The sequence below is a fragment of the Caenispirillum bisanense genome (genome assembly GCF_900230255.1).
Lineage (GTDB): Bacteria > Pseudomonadota > Alphaproteobacteria > Rhodospirillales > Rhodospirillaceae > Caenispirillum > Caenispirillum bisanense_A.
Genome location: NZ_OCNJ01000025.1, coordinates 1 through 10,692, shown reverse-complemented (window position 1 = coordinate 10,692; position 10,692 = coordinate 1). Strand labels below are relative to the sequence as shown.

9 protein-coding genes, 1 tRNA gene and 2 rRNA genes are annotated in these 10,692 nt (G+C 59.5%); 6 read left to right on the top strand and 6 right to left on the bottom strand.

What is annotated here, in order from left to right:
- The 3 genes from CRP50_RS24450 to CRP50_RS24440 all read left to right on the top strand — a co-directional run.
- Positions 1 to 125 (top strand): 23S ribosomal RNA (locus CRP50_RS24450); the annotation flags it as partial.
- Between the two features lie 104 nt (positions 126 to 229).
- Positions 230 to 344: ribosomal RNA gene (gene rrf, locus CRP50_RS24445) — 5S ribosomal RNA — on the top strand.
- A gap of 76 nt (positions 345 to 420) precedes the next feature.
- Positions 421 to 497, top strand: a tRNA-Met gene (locus tag CRP50_RS24440).
- Here the strand turns inward: CRP50_RS24440 and CRP50_RS26605 are convergent.
- The 6 genes from CRP50_RS26605 to CRP50_RS24410 form a co-directional block, all read right to left on the bottom strand.
- Positions 454 to 2,139: a recombinase family protein gene (locus CRP50_RS26605; protein WP_416045225.1), complete on the bottom strand. Its 1,686-nt coding sequence runs from the start codon at positions 2,137 to 2,139 to the stop codon at positions 454 to 456. The two genes, CRP50_RS24440 and CRP50_RS26605, sit on opposite strands and share 44 nt — an antisense overlap.
- 59 nt (positions 2,140 to 2,198) lie before the next feature.
- Complete coding sequence (locus tag CRP50_RS25365; protein WP_141415255.1) at positions 2,199 to 2,567, bottom strand: hypothetical protein; 369 nt, start codon at positions 2,565 to 2,567, stop codon at positions 2,199 to 2,201.
- A complete protein-coding gene (locus CRP50_RS24425) occupies positions 2,560 to 4,308 on the bottom strand; it encodes a DNA polymerase (protein WP_217992124.1) in 1,749 nt (582 codons plus the stop codon). Before CRP50_RS24425 ends, CRP50_RS25365 begins: the two co-directional genes overlap by 8 nt.
- Positions 4,305 to 4,856: a hypothetical protein gene (locus tag CRP50_RS24420; protein WP_097281817.1), complete on the bottom strand. Its 552-nt coding sequence runs from the start codon at positions 4,854 to 4,856 to the stop codon at positions 4,305 to 4,307. The genes CRP50_RS24425 and CRP50_RS24420 overlap by 4 nt, the downstream gene beginning before the upstream one ends.
- Before the next feature lie 192 nt (positions 4,857 to 5,048).
- On the bottom strand, positions 5,049 to 5,819 hold the full coding sequence (locus CRP50_RS24415; RefSeq protein WP_097281816.1) for a hypothetical protein: 771 nt from the start codon (positions 5,817 to 5,819) through the stop codon (positions 5,049 to 5,051).
- A 171-nt stretch (positions 5,820 to 5,990) separates the two neighbouring features.
- Positions 5,991 to 9,182: an Eco57I restriction-modification methylase domain-containing protein gene (locus tag CRP50_RS24410; protein ID WP_097281815.1), complete on the bottom strand. Its 3,192-nt coding sequence runs from the start codon at positions 9,180 to 9,182 to the stop codon at positions 5,991 to 5,993.
- 433 nt (positions 9,183 to 9,615) lie between these two features.
- Here CRP50_RS24410 and CRP50_RS24405 point away from each other — a divergent pair, with 433 nt between their 5' ends.
- From CRP50_RS24405 to CRP50_RS25735, 3 genes are read left to right on the top strand one after another with little or no spacing between them, the layout of a single operon-like run.
- The gene (locus CRP50_RS24405; RefSeq protein ID WP_097281814.1) at positions 9,616 to 9,882 is read left to right on the top strand and encodes a hypothetical protein; all 267 of its coding nucleotides are present in this window, start codon (positions 9,616 to 9,618) and stop codon (positions 9,880 to 9,882) included.
- Complete coding sequence (gene mobC, locus CRP50_RS26600) at positions 9,866 to 10,327, top strand: plasmid mobilization relaxosome protein MobC (protein ID WP_416045224.1); 462 nt, start codon at positions 9,866 to 9,868, stop codon at positions 10,325 to 10,327. Before CRP50_RS24405 ends, mobC begins: the two co-directional genes overlap by 17 nt.
- On the top strand, positions 10,305 to 10,643 hold the full coding sequence (locus CRP50_RS25735) for a hypothetical protein (RefSeq protein WP_176525340.1): 339 nt from the start codon (positions 10,305 to 10,307) through the stop codon (positions 10,641 to 10,643). The genes mobC and CRP50_RS25735 overlap by 23 nt, the downstream gene beginning before the upstream one ends.
- Positions 10,644 to 10,692 lie beyond the last annotated feature (49 nt).

Genomic DNA, 10,692 nt, shown 5'->3' with positions numbered 1-10,692 from the left:
GGAAACCCACCTCAAAACCAGGCGTCCCTGAGAGCCGTGAAAGACCATCACGTCGATAGGCCGGGTGTGGAAGTGCAGCAATGCATGCAGCTAACCGGTACTAATCGCTCGATAGGCTTCGATCACCGCCCGCAGCGGCAAATCCGCCGCCGGGCCGTACGATCACAGCGCTCCCCGCCACCAACTACAGTCACCGCTTCACACGGTTGCCCGTTTCGCGCTTCGACGACCCGGTGGTCATGGCGTGGGTGCCACTCCCGATCCCATCCCGAACTCGGCCGAGAAACCCCACAGCGTCGATGGTACTGCGTCTCAAGGCGTGGGAGAGTAGAACGCCGCCGGGTCTTCCAAGCACGAAACACACCGCAACCGCACACCACAATGGCCTACACGATGTCCCCCGAACACCCCACACCCTGCCGCGGGGTGGAGCAGCCCGGTAGCTCGTCAGGCTCATAACCTGAAGGTCGCAGGTTCAAATCCTGCCCCCGCAACCACCGACGTCGAACACTCCTCCGAGCCCTCGGGGGAGTTTTCGTCTTTGTGGCCCGCGCCGTCCGCGACGACCAAACCGACGATTCCCGCAAAGCTCCCTTCAAGCTCGGCGTCCAGCCCCGAGCGGTCACTTTTGGGCGTCAGGGTGATCCGCTTGATCGAGCGGTGCAGCAGATCCCAGGCGGACGAACCCTCAGGGTACTCGGTGCCGTCCAGAAGCGTCGTCAGGTTGTCCATGATCAGGCGGTAGCCCTCTGCCAGCGCGGTGGCATCGGGAATGGGCGGGGCCTCTCCTTCAAGCTCTGCCAAATCAGCTTGCAGTTGGCGCCGCTTCTCCTCCAGCGCCGTGTTCTTATCCTTCATTGCCGCGTTGTAGAAGCCGTCTGCGATGGCGTCGGCAATCCGGCGCTGTTGTGCGTCCACCTCCTGGAGCTTGCGCACCAGCTTCGCTTTCTGGCCGTCTGCCTCTTCCTCCATACGGCGCAGGCGGCCGCGCATGGCGTCGACTGCTTTGGCGACAGTCTCGGGCGACAGCAGGCGTTCGCGCAGGGTCTGCATTACCTGCTTCTCGATGCGTTCGCGGCGGATCTTCAAGCTGTTGGTGCAAGTCCCCTTGCTCCGCGCGCGGTTGCATCCGTAGTAGTGCCCGCCGACCATGATGAATGGGGCGCCGCACTCGCCGCAGATGAGGAGGCCCGAGAGAAGATGTTTGCTTCTACGGGCGTGATTGAGCGCGTTGCCATGTTCGTCGCGAGCCATGACGGTCCGCACTTCGGCTTGCCGCGCTTTCACCCGCTCCCACAGCTCATCGTCGACGATCCTGAGGTGCGGGACGTCGGTGGCATGCCATTCGGCCTCATCCTTCGGGCGTGGCTTTCGGGCGCCGGTTGACGGTTCGACCACATAACTACAACGGTCCCAGACCAAGCGGCCGACGTAGAGGGCATTGTTGAGAAGACCAGTTCCCTTGGCCGCGCTTCCTCTAATCGTCGTGTCCGCCCATTCACCTCCGCGGGGACCGGGGATGCCGTCGGCATTCAGGCCAGCTGCGATGCCGCGGGGCGAGGCGCCGGCGGCATACTCCTCAAAAACGCGACGCACCACCTCCGCCTCTTCTTCGTGGATGATGCGTTCGCCTTTGATCTCAGGGTGCAGGCGGTAACCATAGGCGCGCCCGCCCGCCGACAGTCCTGCAGTCACCTTGCCCCGCAGGCCGCGCCGCGTTTCATGCCGCAGGCCATCGAGGTAGTTCTCGGCGATGCCGACGAAAATCGACAGCTTAAGGGCGTCCATCTCACCTTGGGCGATGGTGTGCATCTTGATGCCGTGAAACACGAGGCGTTCATACCAAGCCTGAAGCCGCGACGGCTGGCGGTCGAAGCGCGCAAGCGTGTCAGCAACGACGACATCGTAGGCGTTGCGGTCGGTCTCCGCCTTCATCCGCTCGTACTCTGGCCGCACCTTGCCGCGCCCTGAGGTGGCGGGGTCCGCGTACTCGGCGACCACCGTCCAGCCCATCCGCGCGCAGTATTCACGGCACTGGGCGACTTGGTCGTCAATGGAGTTAGCGCTCTGTAGGTCGGACGAGTACCGAGCGTAAATGGCGGCCCGCAGGGGGCCGCCTGTCTTGCGTGCTCGAGGCATAAAACGAACCGTATCAGGAAGGCCAATTTGGATAAGGCTGCAGAAGAGCGGTCCTTTCGTCAATCAGCTTCAGGCACGGTAAGGATGCGAACCTGAGGGCTTCGGCCTCGCTGATGTTTCACCAGTACAAGGCCAGCTTCCTCAAGGGCATCCAGTGCCCGCTTCTTCGCAAAACGGTCGACGCCGAAAGCGGAGAGGGCTTGGTTCGTTAGCTTGACGTCTTGCGAACCGTGAAGGCCTGCTTGAAACCACAGAGCGATACCGACGGCCAAGGCTCGACCGGGGAGCTGTGACGCTGCGGCAAGCCAAGCCAGCGGGACCGGTCCCTTGAGAAATGGGGCACGGCGTTTTTGCGGTTGCCCCTTCGGCTTCACCGATGGCACATGCGGAGCGGCTGCGTCGAGTTGCCAGTCGTCGAGATTAAGCATGGGCCAAGTCCTTCTTTGTGCACTGTGCGTCCAGGCGGTTGAGGATGGTGGAGACACGCCCCCACATCTCCGTTCCCCCGTCCTCCATGAAACGGTCGGGGTAGCGAACGACCTTGGCGTCGGTCGCCAACTCGAAGCCATCCAGGACAAACCGAGACGCCTCCGCCATCGCCGCCTGAGTCTCCTTCACCACCGCGTCGATCTCCGCGCTGGATGCCTCGATCAAGAGGGCGTCATGAACGGGAGCACAGACTTCTATGCCCCGCTCTGTGGCGAGGCAGCAGGCGATGCGGAGCATTTCGGCCCCGTTTGCCTGCATGGGGAAGTTCCTCAGCATCCGCTCGTTGGCCGCCTTCCCCACGTGGAGCGGCCAGCCGTAAACGGTCGACAACCAACCGCACGTCATGGCATGGGCGACGACGGCGTCTGACCATTTCCAGAAGGCGGCGTAGACGTCGCGGTGCTTCCGCAGTAGCTGGCGGGCCATGATCTCTGGTTGGGCAATCCGGCGAGCGAGACTCTCCTCCCCCATGCCGTATTGGACCGCCAGAACCGTCGCCTTGTAGAGGTCCCGGACGTCCTTGTGCGTCGCCTTGGTGGCACCTTCAGGTGCCGCTCCTGCCTGAACTGCGAAGGCCAGGTACGGATCTCCGCTGGTGTAGGCCGCGGCCATCGCGGCGTCGCCGCTGAGTGCGGCCGCGATGCCGACCTCCTGTTGCGACCAATCCACATAGGCAAGAGCCCGCCCAGGCTCAGGACGAACCAGACCGCGGAGCCACCTGGACGCGCCGAAAATGAAGCGGCTGTTGCTCGGTTGGTTTCGGCCGGTCTTCGAGCGGAAGGCGGACAGCATGGTCCTGTTGCGTCCGTCTGGGCCTACCGTCAGATCCGAAAGACGCATCTGGCCCAGCATGGAGCGGAGTTGGCGGAGTGGCTCCAAGACTGGGTAGACCTTCGCCTGTTCCCGAAAGATGTCGTCGCTCACCGCGAGGCGACCTGTCTCCGTCCGCGGCCAATTGATGCCACGGGCGATCAGGTAGCTGGCGAAACGGTCATGCTTGAAGGTGGTACCATCGAAGACGCCATAGCTGGCGTCGATCTCCTCGATCAGGAGGGCTTGGATGTCCCGCCAATGCTCTTGCATGGCCTTCAGCGTCGGGACGTCGATCGGGATGCCGGTCGCCTCGATCCGCGCCGCCGCCGTCATGTAGCGGCCCCGCAATAAGGCACGCGGCAGGTCAATCTTTGAGACCATTACAGGCAGAAGGCGGGCGAGGGCGTCCACATCCGATTGGCAGTAGTCCAGGATGGCCGCCTTATCGTCATCATCCCAGGGGCCACCAGAAAGGATGAGGTCACGCATCCCCTCTTTCTCGACTGCTCCGATGCTGTCCAGGCCGAAGTGGGTCAACGCCCCGAGAAGGCCGTTTCCCGCCGTGGCGGCCGTGCCGTTGGTACGCGCACGAAACTCGGTAAAAAGGTCCAGGACACGTTCGGGGGGCGGCCAGCCCAAGGCCAGATGACAGCCGACTTCAGCACTGGCGTAGTAGGCGACGAAGAGGGCGTCGGCGTCGACGGCATAGGGCGGTTCTTGCCCAAACTCGTCGTGCCAGAGGCGGACGAGACGGCCTGACTTGATCTCGCGGGCTACGAGGCAAACGGGGGAGGGCGTGCGACCCTCCCCCGCGATGAACTCGAAATCCACTGCCCAGACCTCTTTGAAGGGGAGGGCGTCCATCATTCAAAACCCCGCAGATCCTTGACCACCGGGTGGTCGAGAGAGTCGATCAGCCTGTTACGGAAAGCGATTTCGACAATCTTTTGGAAGGGTTCCTCGGGCCAAGCCGGTTCCGCCAGCTGCCCTTGCGGCATGGCAATGTCGTACGCCCCAAGGGCCATATTAGCCTGCATGCGAACCCAGCCGGTCATGGCATACTCGGCCGCCTCCAGGGCCGAACGGTGCCAGTCGAGGATCTTGCCATCGGGCAGTGGCATTTTGCAGGGAAACAGGAAAGGGGCACCTGCCCTGTTGATGGCGAGGTACAGCGTGACGGGGATCGCCTCCTCAACCAATTCGCCCCGCAGGCTCGGGTGGACGAGGTACATCAAGTTGTCGCCCTTGTAGTCGACGACCAGCGTAAGGGCACGCGAACCAGCATCAGGGTGAACCCGAAAGAACTCCTGCCTGTGCGGCTTTCGCACGGGCACCGTATTCAAGAGCTTCTTGACCCCGCCTGTCTCCAAGTAGTTCAAATCTAAGCGAAGGTTGTTCAAGTCGAAGGGGGTCATACCAGTAGAGTCCCCCGTCATCTTGAGTGTTTCTGATTCTGAGGATGAGGATTCTGTTCTCTTCGTCATTCCATATCTCCTTGTTGATGGGTGCGCAGTCCCGCGCTCCCAAGAAGACATGCACGATGCTCAGAGATATGTGAATATGTAGGGGGTTCTTTATAATCCAGGTTTACTTAAATAGAGAATTTCTCAAACCTGTTCAGGAAACACGCCGTCGCCGAATTTCTCGGCGAAGGTCTTGTGGGTCTCCCGAACTTTGGAGGGCGACAGACCCATGTCGTCAGCCACGCTCTCCCAAGCAATCTTCCGCTTGTCGCCCATGTCCAGACGGGCGCGGACGCGTTTGTAGATCTCGATATCCTGCTCAAGCCTTTGGGCCTCGGTTAACGGGCTTCCGCGCCCGCGCCCGGTGCCGAACCCGACCGCCTTCGCGACCTCTTTGGGAATGTCTTTCGGGGGATCCCGTGTCAGCGCGACCAGGCGCTTCGCGCAGACGTCGAGGTATTCCAGGACCCAGTCTTCCACAGGGCGTTGGGCGGCACGACAGCAGAGGTATGCCTGCCAAGCAAAGGTCGGACTTGCCGTCTCGGCATAGTGGTCCTTCAGAAAACGAAGATGAACGCCGAGCACATAGTCTCGGGCTTTCTGGAAGCCCCTCAGGTCGTCGCCCAGGGCGATCTTCAGATCCTCGGTAGGCGCCATGGCCAGCGCCGCGGCGGCGCGGCTGTAGAGGGCTCGCCGGCGCTCGCGGTCTTGCTCCGAGTACTCGGTGGTCTGGCCCTCACCGCCGTGCCACACCATGCTGGCGCCAAAAAAGAAGCTTAAGGCTCCCCCGACGTTGGCGAGCTGGCGGGCTGCCTCAACAGTCTCTGGACGTTCAACCGTAATTCCTTCGTCAATCAGATCCAGAATGCGTCCGATACTCTCTTCGAACGCTAGGAAGGGTCGCTTGCTCACCATCCAACTCCTCCGCCGTCTGGGTCCGCTAGGCGTCATAACGACGGCTTCCGATAGGAACCAGTTAAATAGCAGATAATAGATAATACGGGTGAGCGCACCACGCTCATGTTCATGAGCGTGGTTACTCATGCTTCGCAAGCGGTATTAACTCATCCAGGACGTTGTGCCCTCTCAGATTGCCGCTTCCAAAAGTGCAATCTCTTCTTTCGTGAGGCCAAAGAGATCATAGACGATGCTGTTAATCTGCGCTTCCGCCTGCGCAATTTCCGCCCCCAGGCGCGCGATCTCTGGGCGATCTCTTGTGATCCAGTCGTCCCAGTCCGAACGCTCAGAAAGTGGGATATCGGACTTGAACGCCTTCTTCACTTCAGCGCGAAAGGCTGCAAAATCTGGGAGTGTCCACCATTCCCTAAGACGAACAGTCAGCTTTGGTTCTCGGCCAGCCGGGCAGAGGTCGGGGATTCGGCGCACCAGCGATGTTTGAAGCGCCAAGCGCTTTGCTGCCGCTTGCTGCGCTTGCTTGGCCAAACGCGCCAACTCAACTCTGAGAGCGTCGGCTACAACAGGTATCGGGAGCTTTTCAACATGCTGAGCTGTAGCTTCACGCCAGCCACCTCGAACGGACGTGGTTCTTGAGCAAAAATCAAACCAGATCACATTCGAGTTTAGGATCGCCAGCAAAGCCCAGTCGGCATGTGGTATGAAATAAGTTTTGTTGTTAGAATAGGCTCCTGTTTCCTCCATAGAGTAGATCGGCTTTTCCTGAAAATGGCCGTATACAATCTTCGCATTCTCAAAATGAGGCGAGTAAGCTTCCTGCGGCTGCTGTAGCTCGAACCAAGATTGTTTTGTTGCCCGCTTTTCCAGCTTGTCTTTAAAGGGTAGTAGCCAGTCCCGAATGGCTGGATAGGCGTCAATTTTAATGCGTCTCTGAGGAATATATATCAACCACAGCCCGCGCGGCTCGTTTCGCCATCGCTTGATATCCTTGCCTTCAAGAAATGGCTTCAAGAGGTCTATAGAGTTTGGATCTTCGGCGCATAGGCGTTCCTTAGTCTCTGTGTCGATGACGAACGCCTCATTCAAGCCAGTTTTTATGCCATACAGTGGGGAGCCGTAAACATCTTTTAGGGTCTCCTTTCCTTTCCTTATCTTGTCACGCAGGGCGCGCAGCGCGCGGTTCTCAAGTTCCCAAGAACCCTCAGTCAGCGCGCTTTGCGGGTACGGCCCAGCAGCCGCCTCCCATGTGGAAAGGAAGTTGCTCTCGGGGAGTGAGTCTACCTTCCAAAAGCGTAGCTCGTGCCCTTTTGGAGCTTTGCCACGTTTCATGGTTATGATCGCCGGATAGGTAGTAACGCCGTGAAAAACTTGGAGGTCTCCGAAGTCTACGACGCCTTCAATAGTTGCTTCACGCAGTATGTATTCACGCAGAGGCTGGCCGGAGCCGGTCTTGAAGAATGTGTTCGATGAAATGTATCCCAGGCGACCGCCTGGCTTTAGGATTCGGAGGCCGCGCTCGTAAAAATAGCAGTATAGGTCGGCGCGGTCAGAAACAACTTCATACCTCTTTTCCAGATATGGCTTTAGGGTCTTAAGAAATTCCATCCTGACATAGGGCGGGTTGCCTAGAACCACGTCGAAGCCGCCTTCGCTGAAAACATCCCGAAACGCCGTTTCCCAACTGAAAGCATGGTCGAGGTAGGCGAAGTTGCTGTCCTCGATGAGACTGTCGCCGACGCGGACGCTGTCAGACAGGCTGTCAAGCACCTTGCCGCGCCGCGCGGTCTTGATCCATAGCGACAGCTTCGTGATCTCGACGCTCTCCTCGTTAACGTCTACACCAAAAAGGTTATTCGTCAGGATTTCACTGTCAGGAACAAAAGTGAGCAGATCGCCAACGTGCTCCGCTTTTGGCAGCAGCTCCTTGATTTTGTCGTTCACGCGCGTTAGCTCGGCCTTCATAAAATCGAAAGCCATGATAAGGAAGACGCCGGATCCGCAGGCAGGATCGACAATACGAAGTGTTTTCAATCGATCGCGGTACTTCTCCCATGCCTCTAATTCTGCCGTTTTTCTACGCCAAGAAATGTTTGCATAGTCTCTTACGTCCGTTCCCTTCTTGGCGTGGTCGCGCAGAATGCTCTCAAAAATCTCTTCTAGGTGCTTCCCGAGCGTCTCCGCCACAATGAAGCGCGCGATGTAATCGGGTGTATATACGACTCCGTCGCGCTTGCGTCGGCCACTTGTTCCGTTTGTTTTCTCGGGTTCTTCCTCTTCGCCACGAGCCATAGCTTGCAGGCGCTCGACGTCCGCTATGGATTGTTCAAAGATGTGGCCGAGAACGGTGACCGATACCTCAGAAGCGAAGTCATAGCTCCCAATAGTCTTGAAGCCTTCACAGATTTCGTCAGGTAGCTTGAGGGCGTCGATCTGGGCGTCGGAACGGAAAAGCCCGCCATTGTAACGGGGAATGTTCAGGGAAGTGCTACCTGCGTCGATAGCGCGGAAGAGGCCTTTAAAGTTATCCCATACGGGACGTGGGTTGTACGGATCCCGTGTGATGAAAGCGTTCGCAAGAGTGTTGTCGGGGAGTAGTCCGGTATCTTCGGCGAAGGCAATAAATAAAACGCGATCAAGAATTTTCTGCGCAATGGCGATTGCGTCGAGGGAGCCGATCGATTTGTCCGCGGTTTGCACGGCGCCGAGTAAGTCCAGGCGCAGCTTCTTGTAATCGCGGTACAAGCTGTCGGTAATGTCCTTGTCTTCTTCGCGGCTTTGCTTGAGGAGGTCCAGTGTTCGGCCTGATAGGAGATTCTCCTCCGATAGAAGGAGCATAAACCGAGAGTATTCAGCAGGATCAGTTAGTTGGTCGAAGCGGAACGTCTCATACGCCTGGGTGCCCTCGCCAAAGCCGTAGAGCCGTAGCTCGACCATATTGGAGACCAACACCCATTTAACGCCGCGCGCGTTCATGGCGTATTCCCACGCCTGCTGGACGGGGCTTTTGTTTCGGCCTGGCATGATCGCGTCCAGGTCGCGCGTCTTAGCACCTTTTAGCTCAAAGGGCGCTACGATGTCAGGCGTCGTGCCGCCGAAGCGGCCGAGAGCGAGATCGACGCTACCGCCCAGGATAGCTTGCTCGGTTGAGACCGTGTAGCTAGCGCCAGAGGATGGGCCGCGATAGCCAAGAATTCCCCTGACGATCTTAGAGCCGAAGTCCTCGCGCAGTGCAGTTTCCTTGAGCTTCTCGATGCGGCCTGAGCGAATCAGCTCTGCCCATTCGTTAAGTGTGGCGAGATGATCGGGGGGGATTGCTGCGGCTTGAATTTGACGCTTCAGCGTCTTGCGGTTGAACAAGTGCATTAATGAAGTGTTCCTAATATTCCTGCGTTAGACCCTGCCCAAGGATTTCGCCTAATGGTGCGCGCTTGCGTCTGTGACGGCCGCGCACGGCGTGCCTATGAGGCGCCTGTTGTAGTAGGGGCACAGCGTATTGCTTGTGGTGCACAACCTCAAGAACCTACAGGCGGGGGCATACCCGTGTCGCCGTTTTCGGGCGCAGCCAACGGCTCGTGTATACACGATTTCTGGGCGCGTCTACGTCTGACACCGCCAGCACCTGTCAACAGGTTGCGGTCGGGAACCCCTAATTTTGTGCGGTTTCCAGCTCCCTTTTGCGGCTCCCCGCGCTAACCCTGAGAGAACAACAGGGAGGACAGCAAGCCATGTCGTTTACACGACGCGCTTGCCAGGGGGCGATGCCCCCGTGGACCCCCAACAGAGAGGGAGGAACAACATGAGACATGCCGCCAGTTCCTGGGCCGACTGGCTTCTCGATCGGATGAAGACCGATCTTGCCGCCGCCGTGGGTGATGGCCTCACTGTCGACGCCATCGCCATCGGGTCAGCCCACATGGCTCACGGCGCGCAGCTTGCCGTACACGCTGGGCAATTGCCCCCCGACGTCGTGGCTGAGTATCTGCGAGCCTTGGCCGATGCTGTGGAGGAGGAGGCGCCTGCTCTCCCCATGATGATCACCGTCCAGCATGCGGGGAGGGTCTGAAATGACGTCCTCGACGCCGTCGGCCAACGGGAAGGCTTTAGGACGCCCGCCGAAGCGAACGCATGTCATGTCTTTTCGGGTGTCCGACGAGGAAGCCGCACGCATTGCCTCGGCCGCTTCTGGGCTGCGACGTCCACGGACCGCCGGGGATGCGTGTCGCGCGCTGGCTCTCAAGTGGGCAATGGACCGAGTACCTGATCCCGTCCCGCCCAGACGGGCACCGCCCCGTCGAAAGCCTGCGGCCGACGTCGAGATGTTGGCGCGCCTACTGGGGCAACTCGGAAAGCTCGGCTCCAACGTCAATCAGCTCGCGAGGCAAGCCAATACACATGGCCGACTGCCTGAAACAAAGGTCCTCCTACGCCTCGCCAACGACGTCGACGCGCTCAAGCGGAGCCTCCAACTGGCTCTGGTGGGAGGAAATGATGGTGATCAAGGGGAGTAGCCGAGGCATGACGCGACGGGATGCCGGTCGTCTAGCTCGGCACCTGCTGGCCGCCGAGAACGAGTCGGTGGATGTGCTCGGGTTACACGGTGTTGTCTCAAAGGATATAGCGGGGGCCTTCGAGGAGATGCGCGCGATTGCGAGGGGCACGCGGTGCCGAAAGGCGATCTATCACGCCAGCATCAACGTGGACCCTGAGGAAGCGGAACGGTTCGGCGCGGAACGTTGGACTCTGGCGGCCGATGTCTTGGGCCAGAGGTTGGGCCTGGAGTGTAGAGCGACATCGTCGGTGAGGAGCGCGCGACATCGAAGGTGACACGATGGACCGCGACGGTGGTGATGATGGATCGGCCTCGCGGTCAGCG